Source organism: Devosia sp. LC5 (assembly GCF_000735585.1).
GTDB lineage: Bacteria > Pseudomonadota > Alphaproteobacteria > Rhizobiales > Devosiaceae > Devosia.
Map to the genome: position 1 here is coordinate 71,558 of NZ_JNNO01000002.1, position 14,703 is coordinate 86,260.

The window sequence follows — 14,703 nt, forward strand, 5'->3', positions numbered from 1 at the left end:
CGGTTTGGCCCTCCTCGACAGCACGGTGTGCGACTATGCCCAAAATCGAGGCATGCTCCAGTTCTTTTTGCTGGCCTTCCAGCAGCGCGGGATCATTGACCCGACTCTGATTGCACTCTAGCCCTTACGGACGTTTCCGCAGGAGGGTGACCATGGATTATCGCTATCTCGGCCGCTCGGGCCTCAAGGTTTCGAGCCTCACCATGGGCACGATGACCTTTGGCGGCTCGGAAAAGGTGGGGCATACGCCGCAGGCCGAAGCCACGCGGCAGATCGATCTGTGCCTTGATCACGGGATCAACCTGCTCGACACCGCCAATGTCTATAATGCCGGGGTCTCCGAGGAGATGATCGGGGTAGCGCTGGCCGAAAACGGCCGCAGGCAAAAGGCTTTGGTCGCCACCAAAGTGCGCTTCCGCATGGGCGATGGACCCAATGAGGTGGGGCTGAGCCGCCACCATATCGTGGCACAGGCCGAGGCGAGTCTGAAACGCCTCAAGACCGATGTGATCGATCTCTATCAGGTGCATGAATGGGACGGGATGACGCCCATCGAAGAGACGATGGAAGCGCTCGATACGCTCGTGCGTCAGGGCAAGGTGCGCTATATCGGCTGCTCGAACTATTCGGGCTGGCACATCATGAAGGCGCTGGCCGCCGCTGATAAAAACCACGGCCAGCGCTTCATCTCCCAGCAAATCCACTACACGCTGCACTCGCGCGAAGCCGAATATGAGCTGGTGCCGATCAGCCAAGACCAGGGCCTGGGGATTCTGATCTGGTCGCCACTGGCCGGAGGCCTGCTGTCAGGCAAATATCGCCGCGATGGCGGGCCGGAAAGCGGCCGCCATGTCGGAGGCTCGCGTGAGCCGCCCGTGCCCGATTGGGGCAAGCTATACGATATTGTCGAGGTGATCGTGGCCATTGCCGAGGCGCGCGGGGTGTCCGGCGCGCAGGTGGCATTGGCCTGGGCCCTGGGACGGCCGGGGGTGACTTCGGTGATCATTGGCGGGCGCAGCGAAGCCCAGTTCAAGGATAATCTGGCAGCTGCCGATCTCAAGCTCACGCCCGAAGAACGGCAAAAACTCGATGCGGTCAGCCAGCCGCCGCTGCTCTATCCCTATTGGCACCAGTCGTTCACCGCCCAGGACCGGCTAAGCAGGATCGATCTGGACCTGATCGGGCCCTATGCCGAGGAGTTCAAGCGTGGCTGATTTTCTGTTCGAGCCTCATGCCCCCGTCACCATCCCGATTGCGCGGGGTGGGCTATTTGCAGTGCGGCGCATCTATTGCGTGGGCCGCAATTATGCCGAACATATCCGCGAGATGGGCAATGACGAGCGCGAGCCGCCGTTCTTTTTCGCCAAGCCCGCCGACGCGGTCGTAGTGGGTGGCGCGGCCATCCCCTATCCGCCGCAGACCGGTGATTTCCATCATGAGATCGAGCTGGTCGTGGCTATCGGCAAGGAAGGCGCCGATATTCCGGCGGAGCAGGCGCTGGCCCATGTCTATGGCTATGCCGCCGGGCTCGACATGACGCGGCGCGATATCCAGGCTTTGGCGAAAAAGAGCGGGCGGCCGTGGGAAATGGCCAAGGCCTTCGATCATTCCGCGCCCATCGGCACGATCGAGCCGGCCAGCGAAATCGGCCATCCCGACAAGGGCGCCATCACGCTGTCGGTCAATGGGGTGGTGCGCCAGAAGGGCGACCTTGCCGAGCAGATCTGGAGCGTCAGTGAGGCTATCGCCTATCTCAGCGGCTTCGTGACGCTCAAGCCGGGCGATATCATCATGACCGGCACGCCTTCGGGTGTTGGCGCCGTGGTCAAGGGCGATGTGCTGGAAGGCACTATCGAAGGCGTGGGTCATGTGCGGACCAGTATCGTCTGATGCCGGTCTGGTCGCCCCAGCAGGACGCGGCGCTGGTCGCGGTGTCCAATTGGCTCAAGGACCGGGACGGCCCGCAGGTGTTCCGCCTGTTCGGCTGGGCCGGCACGGGCAAATCGACGCTGGCCGTGCATCTGGCGCAGGACGTCAAGTCCGTCAAATATGCCGCCTTTACCGGCAAGGCCGCTTTGGTCATGCGCAAGCGCGGCTGCAAGGGCGCCCAGACCATCCATAGCCTGATCTATACGCTGGTCAGCGAAAAGGAAGGCGAGCCGCGTTTCGTGCTGGACGACGAATCCCCCGCGGCCGATGCCGATCTGATCGTCATCGACGAAGTCTCCATGGTGGACGAACAATTGGGGCGCGATCTGCTCTCGTTCGGCACCAAGGTGCTGGTGCTGGGCGATCCGTTCCAATTGCCGCCGGTGCAGGGCGCGGGGTTTTTCATTGCCGACGAGCCCGATATCATGCTGACCGAAATCCATCGCCAGGCGGCGGACAACCCGATCATCGCGCTCTCCATGCAGGTGCGCGAGGGCGGCTATATCGAGCGCGGGCGCTATGGGGAATCTCTGGTGGTTGCACGCGAGGATGTCGATCGCGATGCGGTGCTGGAGGCCGACCAGGTGCTGGTGGGGCGCAACAAGACGCGCCTGCAATATAATGACCGGTTGCGCGAATTGCGCGGCCTGCCGTTTCACGAGCCGGTAGTGGGCGACCGCATGGTGTGCCTGCGCAATAATGCGCGCAAGCGCCTGCTCAATGGGCAAATCTGGATCGTCACCGATGTCAGCCGCAAGGCCAATGGCAAATATTCGCTGCTGCTGGGGGCCGATGAGGGCAAGGGCGAGGCCAAGGTTTTGACCCACAAGGCGTTTTTCTCGGGCGAGGAAGACGCCATGAGCTGGCCCGAGCGGCGGCAATATGACGAGTTCACCTTTGGCTATTGCCTGACCGTGCACAAGGCGCAGGGCAGCCAATGGGACAATGTCTATCTGTTCGACGAGAGCTTCGTGTTCCGCGAAGAGCGGGCGCGCTGGCTCTATACCGGGATTACCCGCGCCGCCGAAAAGATCACGGTCGTCTCGTGACGCTGCTCACGGTGCGGCACGAGACGGTCTATCGCTATGTCCGGCCGGTGCGGTTCGGCGAGCATCGCATGCTGGTGCGGCCGCGCGACAGCATGGAACAGAGACTGGATTCGTTCAGCCTCAAGATATTCCCGGAGCCATCGGCGATCCGCTGGATCCACGACGTGTTCGGCAATGGCATTGCGATTGCCGAGTTCGCCGAACCCGCCGAGCAATTGCGGATCGTGGCCGGCATGGTGCTCGATCACACGCCGGAGCTGACGCCCAATTTCGAGATCGAGGTGCGGGCCAAGACCTATCCGTTCGATTATGGCGCTGTGGATGGCATCGATCTGGCGCCCAATATGCGGCGGCAATTTCCCGATGAGGGAGAGGTCGATGCCTGGGCGCGGCGCTTTGTCAGCGTGCTGGGCAAGACCGATACCGGGCATCTATTGATGACCATGACCTATGCGATCAAGGAGAGTTTCAAATATCTCCGCCGGCCCGATCCGGGCACACAGCACCCGGCTGTGACACTGTCGAAACGCCAGGGCACGTGCCGGGATTTTGCGCTGCTGATGATCGAAGCGGCGCGCTCGCTGGGCTTTGCGGCGCGGTTTGTCACGGGATATCTCTATTCCCCGGCGCGCGATGGCGATCATCGTGGCGGTGGGGCGACGCATGCCTGGTGCCAGATTTATCTGCCGGGCGCGGGATGGGTGGAGTTCGACCCCACCAATGGCATTATCGGCACGCGCGACCTGATCCGGGTCGGGGTGGCGCGCGAGCCGCAGCAGGCTATTCCAATTGCCGGCACATTCATTGGCCGCAAGGATGATTATCTGGGCATGGATGTCGAGGTCACGGTCGAGCGGGTGACGTCCCCACAGGACTCGATGGGTTAGGCCTGGTGCCTAGCTGCGGGCTACGCTGACTGCGTCAGTGGTCCATTCCTCGGCAGTGTCGCCGTCGGCGTTGCTCCACACTTCGATGGGGAGCGGATTGACGGCGCCGTAAATGGTGGCGAAGGCGGTGTCGGCAGCGTCGCGCCCGCAGCCGATGCGGACCATGCCATCGAGCGCCGCCATGCGGGTGGCGTCGAACAGATACCAGCGGTCGCCCAGATAGGCTTCGAACACGGCGTGGAAATCCTGCGGCTGCAATTGCCAGGCATAGCAGGAGACGAAACGTGCCGGGATACCCAGGGCGCGGCAGAAGGTGATGCCCAGATGGGCGAAGTCGCGGCAGACGCCGGCGCGCAAGGCAAAGGTATCGGCGGCAGTGGTTGTGGTGTCGCTGGTGCCGCTGAGGTAGTCGACCTCGGCATTGATCCAGTTGCAAATCTCGGTGACGCGACCAAAGCCGGGCGCAATGCCGCCGAATTCGCGATTGGCAAAGCGGGCCAATTGGTCGGAGGGGCAATAGCGGGACGGATTGAGATAGGGCAGGGTATCGAGCGGCAGGCGGGCGACCGGCACTTCCTCGACCATGCCGGGCGGGTTGTGCAGGGCGTCCAGTTCGATGTCGGCGGTATAGCGCAGGCGCAGCTGGCCCGGTTGGGCAGTGAGGCGCAGATAGCGATTGCCGGTTTCGGTGGCGGTTTTTTCGTCGGCCGCAAGATTGGGCGTGATGGTCAGGGTTTCGCCGAGGATGCGCTGGCGTCCGCCGGCAATAGCCTCGATGTTGAAAATCAAGGTGGCTGGCTCGATGATCTCGTAGCCGATGTCGCAGCCGACAGAAAATTTCATGACTCACCCCGTTGCGGGCGATCTACCGCCTTGTTGCGACAACCCGGTGATAGCAGGCTGGTTCCGTCAACCGGCGCTGATCTTGAGTTCGCGGATCTGGTCGTCCCCTAGCACGAAGGTGAAGACGCTGTCGCCGGTGAAGAAGGCGCTGGCCCAATGGGTGTCGAGCGAGATGCGGTTGGGGCCGCGCTCGATTACCTCGCCATAACTCAATATGCCCTTGGCGCCGATCAGCTCCTTGGCGCTCCAATTGAGGATTGCCTGATGGCCGGAAAAACGCCGTCCCCAATCTTCCACCGCGCCATCGGTGGGGAATAGCGCAATGAAGGCCTCGGTATCGCCCGCATTGATGGCGGTGCGGAAGGCTTGCAGCACAGGCGGTAGCGCAGTGTCGGGCATGGTCCCTCGCGTGGCGCCATTGCGCCATAACAAAGCCAAACTTAGCCCACTGCATTGGCCGGTGTGAAGTCTTTCGTCCAAGCCGGCCCAATCGTTGGGCAATTTTGGCTGGAGCCGTGCTTGCGCTTGGCCACGGGATACCCCATCTTTGCCGTAGAGATTTCGCGATAGCTCACAACACCTGCGGAGGCGCTGAATGCATCACGACACCCCCCTGATCACCACGATCGTTGCGGGTCTCGTGCTTGCATTCATCTTCGGCATGATTGCCAACAGGTTCCGGTTGCCGCCGTTGGTGGGCTACTTGTTTGCCGGCATTCTGGTTGGCCCCAACACGCCCGGATTCGTCGCCGATCAGGCGCTGGCCGCCGAACTCGCCGAACTGGGCGTGGTCCTGCTGATGTTCGGGGTGGGGCTGCATTTTTCGCTCAAGGATCTGATGAGCGTGCGGGCGCTGGCCATCCCCGGGGCACTGGCGCAAATCGCGCTGGCGACCCTATTGGGGCTGGGGCTGGCGACGCTGATGGGCTGGGGAATTGGGGCGGGCCTGCTGTTTGGGCTGGCGCTGTCAGTCGCCTCCACCGTGGTGTTGCTCAAGGCCTTGCAGGACCGGCGGCTGATCGAGACCGAACGCGGCCGGATCGCGGTCGGCTGGTTGATCGTGGAAGACCTGGCCATGGTGCTGGCGCTGGTGCTGATTCCGGCCATTGCGAGCCTGAGCGGCGCCGACAGCGGGGTGCACGACCCCTTCGTGTCCTTTGTCGAGCGCATTGTCGGTGGCTCGGTCGGCATCTGGGGGGTGCTGGGGCTGACCGTGATCAAGGTTGCCGCTTTCGTGGGCTTCATGCTGATCGTGGGGCGCCGGCTGATCCCCTGGGCGCTGCATGCCACGGCCCATACCGGCAGCCGCGAACTGTTCCGGCTGGCCGTGCTGGCCATTGCCCTGGGCGTGGCTTTGGGCTCGGCCGTGTTGTTCGGCGTGTCGCTGGCGCTGGGTGCGTTCTTTGCCGGCATGATCCTGAGTGAAAGCGAGCTCAGCCATCGGGCGGCGCAGGAAACCCTGCCGCTGCGCGACGCTTTTGCCGTGCTGTTCTTCGTGTCGGTCGGCATGCTGTTCGACCCATCGATCATTCTCACCAATCCGCTGCCGGTGCTGGTGACGGTGTTCATCATCGTTATCGGCAAGTCGCTGGCGGCGTTCGGCATCGTGCTGCTGTTCCGACGGCCTATAGCCACGGCGCTGACCATTTCGGCGTCACTGGCGCAGATCGGTGAATTCTCGTTTATCCTGGCCAGCATGGGCGTGTCGCTGGCCATCCTGCCGCCGGAGGGACAGGACCTGATCCTGGCCGGGGCGCTGATTTCCATCGTGCTCAATCCGCTGGTGTTCTGGGCGATCGATCTGGCGCGGCCGCGGCTGGAAGCCCGGATGGCGCAGCGCAGGGCCGAGCAGTTCGAGCGCGATGGCGTGCGGGTCGAACCGACCGATCGGGTGGATGCGGCTGAAGGACCGATTACCAGCGATGCACCGGGCGAAGCGGCTGTCGACCGCGGCGCGCCGGGCGCCGATGACGATGTGCCCGATGCCTCCAACCAGATCGATCACACCGTGCTGGTGGGCTATGGGCAGGTCGGGCGCGTGGTGGCCGAGGGGCTCAAGGCGGCCGGATCGCCATTGGTGGTGATCGAGGATTCCGATCATGACGTGGCCGCGGCGCGGGCGGCGGGGCTGGAAGTGGTATTCGGCAATGCGGCCAGTTCCACCGTGCTGAAGCTGGCCAATCTCGAAGCCGCCAAGACGCTGTTGATCGCCATTTCCAACGGGTTCGAGGCGGGGACCGTCTGCGAATCCGGACGCAAGCTCAATCCGGGTATTCGGATCATCACGCGGGCCTATTCGGAAGAAGAAGATGTGCATCTGCGCGGGCTGGGCGCCGACATCGTTATTCGCGGCGAGCGCGAGATCGGTCTTGGCATGCTGGCCTGGCTGCGCGGCGAGCGGTCCGAGGATGTGCCCATAAGCGTGGTGCCGGAGCCGGTGGAGCCCAAATTGCCGCCGGTCGAAAACCTTCTGGCCAAGGCCGTTGCGACGCCTGCCGCTGTTATTGTGGCGACCGAAGCGGCGCCAGTAGAGGTGATCGACGCGCCTGTCGTGGCGGAGGAGCTGGAGCCGGAGGCGGTTGACGGCGCGCAAACGGTGCCTCCCGCCGATGTCATTATCCTGCCGCCGCCGGAGCCGCGGGACGCCAGCGAAGAGGCCGAACTTCCGGCCGCCAATCTGGAAAGCGTGGCGGCCACGCCCGCAGTGGGCGAGGCGCCGGCGGCAATTGACGAGATTGTGCCGCGGGTGAGTGTGGTGGCGCCTGAGGCGGAAATCGCCGGCGCCGATGTGCCGGCGGATGCGGATATTCTTGCTGAGGACGAACCAGACGCCGAAGCAGCCCACGAGCAGGCCGAAGTGGAAGAGGCTGTCGCCGATCTTGATGCGCCAGACGAGGCTGCTGCCGCTGACGCTGACGCTGACGCGGAGCGGAGTGGTCCAGAAGAAGAGGAAGCCGACGTCGCCGGGATAGCGGCGGAAGCGGCTGAGCCGATTGACGCGGGAGCCGATGAGGCCAGTGAAGCCGAAGACCCGGACGCGCCGGACAAGACGGGAATCGTGCCGCCGGTAACGCCGGAACCCAAGGGCTAAGATGCTTGCCTTGGGTCTGATTGCGCGCATAGGTCAGGGTGCGGCAGAAATGGGCCGGGAGCGGTTGAGACGATGATTTCGCAGAAAGCCAAATATGCCCTGCGGGCTTTGGTATCGCTGGCGCGGGCCGGGCGGGGCGAAACCATGATGATCGGCGAAATCTCCAAGGCGCAGGCGATCCCCAAGAAGTTTCTCGAGCAGATTCTTTTGGAACTCAAGCGGGCTGGCTATGTGGCCAGCCGGCGGGGGCGGACGGGCGGCTATGAGCTGCTGCGGGCGCCGGAAGAGATCAGGTTTGGTGAGGTTTTGCGACTGATCGACGGGCCGATTGCGCCGCTGCCGTGCCTGTCCAAGATCGCCTATCGCAAATGCGAGGATTGCCGGGACGAGGCATCGTGCGAAATCCGCCATGTGTTCGAGCGGGTGACGCTGGCGACGCGGGCCGTGCTGGATGAGACGACGCTGGCGGATTCCTTGCGGCTGGAAGATTTGCCGGTTTGAGGCCCCTCTCTTTGCCTATGCACAGTCTCACCTCGCCCCTCAGGGGAGAGGTCGACGGCGAAGCCGGCGGGTGAGGGGTGCGATGCTTCCGCATACGTGATGGTCGAGCATCGCACCCCTCACCCTGGCCCTCTCCCCTGAGGGGCGAGGGGACGCTGGAGTCGCTGGATCGGCGGGTATGCAACGGACCTGTCTTGGGTGCCGGCTGAGGTTTTTGGGCGTCAGGCAGGATGGGTTTCTAACCAAATACCACGGTCTTCTTGCCATTCAGCATGACGCGGTTTTCCAGGTGCAGTTTGACGGCGCGGGCGAGGACGCGGCTTTCGATGTCGCGGCCGGCGGCGACCAGGTCGTCGGGGCTCATGGCGTGGGTGACGCGGGCGGTTTCCTGCTCGATGATCGGGCCTTCGTCGAGGTCGGGGGTGACGTAATGGGCGGTGGCGCCGATGATCTTGACGCCGCGCTCATGGGCCTGGTGATAGGGCTTGGCACCCTTGAAGCTGGGCAGGAACGAGTGATGGATATTGATCACCTGACCGAACAGGCGCGTGGATAGATTGTCCGACAGCACCTGCATATAGCGGGCGAGGACCACGAGATCGGCGCCCGATTGCTTGATCACGCCGAGCACTTGCTCTTCCTGTTCCGCCTTGGTCGCGGCGGTGACGGGCAGCAGGTGGAAGGGGATATTTTCCGCCTCGGCCAGCTTCTGCGTCGTGTCGTGATTGGAAACGATGGCCGCGACTTCGGCGTCGAGCCAGCCGACCTGGATCTGGTAGAGCAGGTGACGCAGGGTATGATCGAACTTGGAAACCATGATGACGATGCGCTTCTTGCGGGCTTCGTCGACCAGGGCGGTCTTCATCGAGAAGCGTTCGATGGGGGATTTGAGCGCGCGCTCGATGATCTGGCTGCTGACGCCCTCGGGCGCGGTGAAGGCCAGGCGCATGAAGAAGCGGTCGGTTTCGCGATCCCAGAACTGGTTGGATTCGGCGATATTGGCACTGAGCGCGGCCAGCTCGGTGGTGACGGCGGCGACGATGCCGGGGCGATCGGCGCAGGAAAGGGTCAGGACGAAATTGGCCGTGGTCATGGGAGCCTCGAAATTATCTTGCCAGCGGTATCAATGGCTTGGGCCGCTCCGTCAAGCCGCCAATAAAAAGGGCCGCCCGAAACGGACGGCCCTTCCTGAGTTTATAGGCCTCAAGTGCCTTGAAGGATTGTGCTAGCCGAGGCTTACCTCCGTGGCCTGCACCGAAAATCCAAGACCTGCTTCGAGAACCTTAATCTCAATCGACACTGGATCACCTCCTTCACGTTGGTTGAACATGACGCCAGCATGACAGATTTTTTCCGGGGCGCAACCCAGCAAAGATCACGATTTTCGTGATGCTGGTTTAAGACCGGCGGAAGCGGGCAAGGGCCATGCTGGCGCCGAAATAGATCATGACGACAAAAATGGTAACGGTGAGCAGGCGGACGACATTGCTGTCGGGCGACCATGAGAACACCGCGATGGCGATCGCCAGCAGCACGCCTTCAAGAGCCGTGCGCTCTATAAAGCTGGGCGTGAATGGGGTGCGCGAGCGTGTCGGATCAAAGATGGCCGGCAGAAAGATGAAGGCCATGACGATGGGAATGACGACCAGAACCTTGAGCACAACCAGCGATGGATGATCGCCGAGAAGCGTACTGCCAATGCCTGCCAGCACAACCAGAAATAGCCCAAATCCGTATTTTCGAATGAGATTGTGTTGCCTTACATAGTCTTGCGGCGATTGGGACATGTCCTCCTCCTTAACAAGTGGAAGTCTCAGGCCCGCGCCTTTTTGGGGTGGGCGCGCAATTGCAGCAGGGTGGCGGCGAAGACGCCCAGGGCGACGATGCCGATAATGATGGTGGCCAAGGCATTGACGTCGGGCGAGACGCCGAGGCGGACCTTGGAGAAGATCACCATGGGCAGGGTGGAGGAGCCGGGACCGGAGACGAAGCTGGCAATGACCAGATCGTCCAGCGAGAGGGTGAAGGCGAGCAGCCAGCCCGAAACCAGAGCCGGGGCGATGATGGGCAGGGTGATGTCGAAGAAGACCCGGACCGGGGTGGCGCCCAGATCCATGGCGGCTTCTTCAAGGCTGAGATCAAAATCGGCGAGACGCGACTGCACCACGACGCAGACATAGGCCATGCAGAAGGTGGAATGGGCGATGATGATGGTGACGAGGCCGCGTCCTGCCGGCCAGCCCAGAGTGCCTTCCATGGCGACGAAGAGCAGCAGGAGCGCCAGGCCCGTGATCACGTCGGGCATGACCAGGGGCGCCGAGACGGTGCCGGCCAGCACGGTGCGGCCCTTGAAGCGGCGGAACCGGACCAGGGCCACAGCGGCCAGCGTGCCCAGCACCAGGGCGATCGAGGCGCTGAAAAAGGCGATCTGCAGGCTGAGCCACGCGGCGCCGAGCATTTGCGGATCGGCAAGCAGCTCACCATACCATTTGGTGGAGAAGCCGCCCCAGACGGTTACGAGCTTGCTTTCGTTGAACGAGAAGACGACCAGCGAAATGATGGGCGCATAGAGGAAGGCAAAGCCGAGCGTTGCCGTGATGGGCAGGAACCAGCCGCGGCGCATCTACGTGTTCCTCTCATTGTCTTGCACCGCATCCTGCGCCTTTTGCAGCAGCATGATGGGGATAACGACCACGACCAGCATGGCGATGGCGACGGCTGCCGCGCGGGGCCAATTGGTATTGGCGAAGAACTCGTCCCACAGCACCCGGCCGATCATCAACGTGCTGGGTCCGCCCAATAGCGAGGGGATGACGAATTCGCCGATGGCGGGGATGAAGACCAGCATGGAGCCGGCAATGATGCCGGGCATGGATAGGGGCAGGGTGATGGACAGGAAGGTGCGGACAGGCCGCGCGCCCAGATCGGCCGAAGCCTCAAGCAAGGCGCCGTCGAGCTTCACCAGATTGGTATAGAGTGGCAGGATCATGAAGGGCAGGTAAGTGTAGACGATGCCGACATAGACGGCGAAATCGGTCTGCATCATCACCACAGGCGGAATGCCGAACAGGCCCAGGAAATTGTTGATCACGCCATTGCCGCGCATGAAGCCGGTCAGCGCATAGACCCGCAGCAGGAACGAGGTCCAGAACGGCAGGATGACCAGCATGAGCAGGATATTGCGCCACCGGTCGGGCGCGCGGGCAATGGCATAGGCCATGGGGTAGCCGATCAGGAGGGCGATCACGGTCGAGATGAAGGCGATCTTGATCGAGCTGAGATAGGCCGCGACATAGAGATTGTCGGTGAAGAGGCGCAGGTAATTGGAGAGGTGCAGGGTGAGCTGCACCGTGCCTTCGTCGGTGGTGAGCAGGGGCGTATAGGGCGGCCGGCCGAATTGCTTGACCGACAGGGAAATGCCGAACACGACCAGCAGCGGCACGAGGAAGAACACGGTGAGCCAGATGGCGGGCGCGGCAATGACCAGCGCCCGGCCGGACAGGCCAATGGCTTTGAGGCCGCGTTCAAACAGCGTCCAGGGCCGGCGGTGCGGTGGCGGGGGGGAATCGGTGTCGAAGCTAGACATGGGTGTGCTCCTCTTCACCTCTCCCCCAGAGGGAGAGGTCGACCGCCTTTGGTCGGGTGAGGGGGCCTTTTCCTGACCCGGTGCGGGGGGAAGGCCCCCTCACCCGGCGCTGCACGCCGACCTCTCCCCCGAAGGAAGAGGTGAAGGAAGCCGCCTTTGCTGCGCTGCTCATACCGTCAGCACCGAGCCGGAGCTGTCGCCCCAGGTGAGGTAGACGTTTTCGTCCCAGGTGATGGAATCGGGATTGCCGCGGACGGTATTGGTCTGGGTGACGCGCAGGCGTTTGCCGCTTTCGAGCAGGATTTGATAGACGCTCATATCGCCCAGATAGCCGATTTCCTCGACCATGCCCTTGGTGACATTGGCGTCGAATGGCGCGTCGGGTCTGTCGCGGCTCAGGTGGACCTTTTCGGGGCGGATGGCCCACCACAGGATCTGGTCGGGGGCACAATCGACACCGTGCCCGACATAGATGTCGCAGCCCAGTTCGGCCGAACGGATGCGGACATGGCCGGGCTCGTCCTCGGTGACGACGCCTTCGACCATATTGACCGAGCCGATAAAGCCGGCGACGAATTTGGAATTGGGGAATTCATAGATGTCGGTGGGTTCGCCAATCATGGCGATTTCCCCGGAGTTCATCACCCCGATGCGGGTGGCCAGACTCATCGCCTCTTCCTGATCGTGGGTGACCACGATGAAGGTGACGCCGAGCGTTTCCTGGATCTTGACCAGTTCGAACTGGGTTTCCTCGCGCAGCTTCTTGTCGAGCGCGCCGAGGGGTTCGTCGAGCAGCAGCAGTTTTGGTCTTTTGGCGAGGGCGCGGGCCAGGGCGACGCGCTGGCGCTGGCCGCCCGAAAGCTGGTGCGGCTTGCGCTTGCCGTAATCCTGCAGTTTGACCAGGCTCAGCAGTTCTGCGACGCGGCCGGCGATTTCGGTGGGCGGCAGGTGATCGCGCTTGAGGCCATAGGCAATGTTCTGCTCGACATTCATATGCGGGAACAAGGCATAGGACTGGAACATCATATTGATGGGGCGGTTATAGGGGGCAACGCCCGTCATGTCCTGGCCGTCGATTTCGATGCTGCCCGAAGTGGGTTCCTCGAAGCCGGCCAGCATGCGCAGCAGGGTGGATTTGCCTGAGCCCGAGCCGCCCAGCAGGCAGAACAGTTCGGATTTGTAGATGTCGAGCGAGACGTCGTTGACGGCGGCGACGTCACCGAATTTCTTGGTGACGTTCTTGATGCGCACGAAGGGTTTTGCGCCGGGGTCGCGCCACGGACGCGTATCGATAGCCAATTGGGGCTTTTTAGCCATGTCGGTCCCTAGCAATCCTGTCAGCAGACCTCATCCTGAGCCCGTCGAAGGACGAGGTCGTGACTGGATACTGCCCGCCCTCGTGGTTCGACAGGCTCACCATGAGGGCTGCTGGTGGGTCAAAGATGGAAGGGGCGGCTGGTGCCGCCCCTGTTGTGTTACTGGCCGGTTTTGATGCGGGTCCAGGTGCGGGTCAAGACCTCTTCGAATTCGGGGCTATGGGCCTTCATTACGAAGGCCTTGGCGATGGTTTCGGCGGGCGGGTAGATGCCCGGATTGGACTTGACCTCTTCGTCAACGAACTCGGTCGCCGGCAGGTTGGGGTTGGCATAGAAGACGTAATTGGTGATGGCCGCCACGACCTCGGGTTCGAGGATATAGTTGATGAACTTGTGGGCGTTTTCCGGGTGCGGCGCATCCACCGGGATGGCCAGGAAATCGAACAGCGTCGCGGCGCCTTCCTTGGGGATGACATACTGGATTTCCACCGGGGTCGCGGCGGCGGCGCCGGCATCGGCGGCGATGAAGATATCGCCCGAATAGCCCAGGGCCACACAGGTTTCGCCATTGCCCAGATCGTCGATATACTGGGAAGAGTGGAAGTAGCGGATAAAGGGCTTGATCGAGGTCAGCAGCGCTTCGGCCTTGGCAAGGTCCTCTTCGCTTTCCGAGTTCGCGTCGAGACCCAGATAGTTGAGCGCGATGCCGGTGACTTCCGACGGGCTGTCGAGCAGGCTGATGCCGCAGGCGGCGAGCTTTTCGGCATATTCGGGCTTGAAGATCAGGTCCCAGCTATCGGTCGGCGCGTCGGCGCCGAGAATTTCGCTCACCTTGGCGACATTGTAGCCATAGCCGATCGTGTTGATCATATAGGGCACGCCATGGGCGTTATCGGGGTCCTGGCTGGCGGCGGTCGCCATCACCGCGGGGTCGAGATTGCCAAGATTGGTGAGCTTGGACCTGTCGAGCGGCAGGATCAGGCCGGCCTGGATCTGGCGCTCGAGGAAATTGCCCGAGGGCACCACGATGTCATAGCCGGAATTGCCGGCCAGGAGCTTTGCATCGACGATCTCGTTATTGTCGTAGACGTCGTAATTCACCTTGATGCCGGCTTCGGCCTCGAAATTGGCGATCGTGTCTTCGGCGATATAGTCGGACCAGTTGTAGACGTTGAGAACGGCTTCTTCCTGGGCCAGGGCGGGGGACGCCACCATGAGTGCCCCCAAGGCAAGTGCAAGCGTCTTGTTCATCTGCGGCGAGCTCCTGTTTTTGGTTTTTTGGTCTGTTTTGATCTTGCCTGGCCGAGGCGCGGCAATCTGTTCTTGGCGTTGCGCGTGACCGCGAATGGTCCCGCGGGGTATCAGCTGCGCGGGCTCATCTGGGAGACCCCGATGCGCAAACGGAAAGTGGAACCGGATGTATGCGGAAAGAGCGCTCGGAAGCGCTGGCGGACTTCGCTCTGCTGGGCCCGGAGCGGGGCGCGTATCGATCGGCGCCGGC

Annotated in this window: 13 protein-coding genes and 1 pseudogene; 6 read left to right on the forward strand and 8 right to left on the reverse strand. The window is 62.6% G+C overall.

Going from position 1 to position 14,703, the window contains the following annotated elements; genetic code table 11:
• Positions 1-152: 152 nt before the first annotated feature.
• The 4 genes from FF80_RS01985 to FF80_RS02000 are packed head-to-tail and all read left to right on the forward strand — an operon-like array spanning position 153 to position 3,865.
• Complete coding sequence (locus tag FF80_RS01985) at positions 153-1,214, forward strand: aldo/keto reductase (RefSeq protein ID WP_035097162.1); 1,062 nt, start codon at positions 153-155, stop codon at positions 1,212-1,214.
• The gene (locus FF80_RS01990; RefSeq protein ID WP_244445680.1) at positions 1,207-1,890 is read left to right on the forward strand and encodes a fumarylacetoacetate hydrolase family protein; all 684 of its coding nucleotides are present in this window, start codon (positions 1,207-1,209) and stop codon (positions 1,888-1,890) included. The genes FF80_RS01985 and FF80_RS01990 overlap by 8 nt, the downstream gene beginning before the upstream one ends.
• Positions 1,890-2,978: an AAA family ATPase gene (locus FF80_RS01995; protein WP_035097163.1), complete on the forward strand. Its 1,089-nt coding sequence runs from the start codon at positions 1,890-1,892 to the stop codon at positions 2,976-2,978. Before FF80_RS01990 ends, FF80_RS01995 begins: the two co-directional genes overlap by 1 nt.
• The gene (locus FF80_RS02000; protein ID WP_035097164.1) at positions 2,975-3,865 is read left to right on the forward strand and encodes a transglutaminase family protein; all 891 of its coding nucleotides are present in this window, start codon (positions 2,975-2,977) and stop codon (positions 3,863-3,865) included. The genes FF80_RS01995 and FF80_RS02000 overlap by 4 nt, the downstream gene beginning before the upstream one ends.
• 9 nt (positions 3,866-3,874) lie before the next feature.
• Here the strand turns inward: FF80_RS02000 and FF80_RS02005 are convergent, their stop codons facing one another.
• Complete coding sequence (locus tag FF80_RS02005) at positions 3,875-4,708, reverse strand: transglutaminase family protein (RefSeq protein WP_035097165.1); 834 nt, start codon at positions 4,706-4,708, stop codon at positions 3,875-3,877.
• A 66-nt stretch (positions 4,709-4,774) separates the two neighbouring features.
• Entirely contained in the window at positions 4,775-5,107 is a 333-nt protein-coding gene (locus FF80_RS02010; protein ID WP_035097166.1) for a hypothetical protein, read from the reverse strand.
• 196 nt (positions 5,108-5,303) lie between these two features.
• Here FF80_RS02010 and FF80_RS02015 point away from each other — a divergent pair.
• Together FF80_RS02015 and FF80_RS02020 are read left to right on the forward strand one after the other, a co-directional pair.
• A pseudogene (locus tag FF80_RS02015) lies at positions 5,304-7,073 on the forward strand (cation:proton antiporter); the annotation flags it as partial.
• Positions 7,074-7,871: 798 nt separating this feature from the next.
• Positions 7,872-8,300 (forward strand): Rrf2 family transcriptional regulator, encoded by a 429-nt coding sequence (locus FF80_RS02020; RefSeq protein ID WP_035097167.1) that lies wholly within the window; start codon positions 7,872-7,874, stop codon positions 8,298-8,300.
• A gap of 238 nt (positions 8,301-8,538) precedes the next feature.
• Here the strand turns inward: FF80_RS02020 and purU are convergent, their stop codons facing one another.
• The 6 genes from purU to FF80_RS02050 form a co-directional block, all read right to left on the reverse strand.
• Positions 8,539-9,393 carry a formyltetrahydrofolate deformylase gene (purU, locus tag FF80_RS02025; RefSeq protein ID WP_035097169.1) on the reverse strand — a complete coding sequence of 285 codons (855 nt, stop codon included), beginning with the start codon at positions 9,391-9,393 and terminating at the stop codon, positions 8,539-8,541.
• Between the two features lie 304 nt (positions 9,394-9,697).
• Positions 9,698-10,087 carry a hypothetical protein gene (locus FF80_RS21555; RefSeq protein WP_035097171.1) on the reverse strand — a complete coding sequence of 130 codons (390 nt, stop codon included), beginning with the start codon at positions 10,085-10,087 and terminating at the stop codon, positions 9,698-9,700.
• Positions 10,088-10,113: 26 nt separating this feature from the next.
• Complete coding sequence (locus FF80_RS02035; protein ID WP_035097172.1) at positions 10,114-10,923, reverse strand: ABC transporter permease subunit; 810 nt, start codon at positions 10,921-10,923, stop codon at positions 10,114-10,116.
• Entirely contained in the window at positions 10,924-11,886 is a 963-nt protein-coding gene (locus FF80_RS02040; protein WP_052153073.1) for an ABC transporter permease subunit, read from the reverse strand. It abuts the gene before it with no gap.
• Between the two features lie 168 nt (positions 11,887-12,054).
• Positions 12,055-13,203: a polyamine ABC transporter ATP-binding protein gene (gene potA / locus FF80_RS02045; RefSeq protein WP_035097173.1), complete on the reverse strand. Its 1,149-nt coding sequence runs from the start codon at positions 13,201-13,203 to the stop codon at positions 12,055-12,057.
• A 158-nt stretch (positions 13,204-13,361) separates the two neighbouring features.
• Entirely contained in the window at positions 13,362-14,453 is a 1,092-nt protein-coding gene (locus FF80_RS02050) for a polyamine ABC transporter substrate-binding protein (RefSeq protein ID WP_035097175.1), read from the reverse strand.
• Positions 14,454-14,703: the final 250 nt, after the last annotated feature.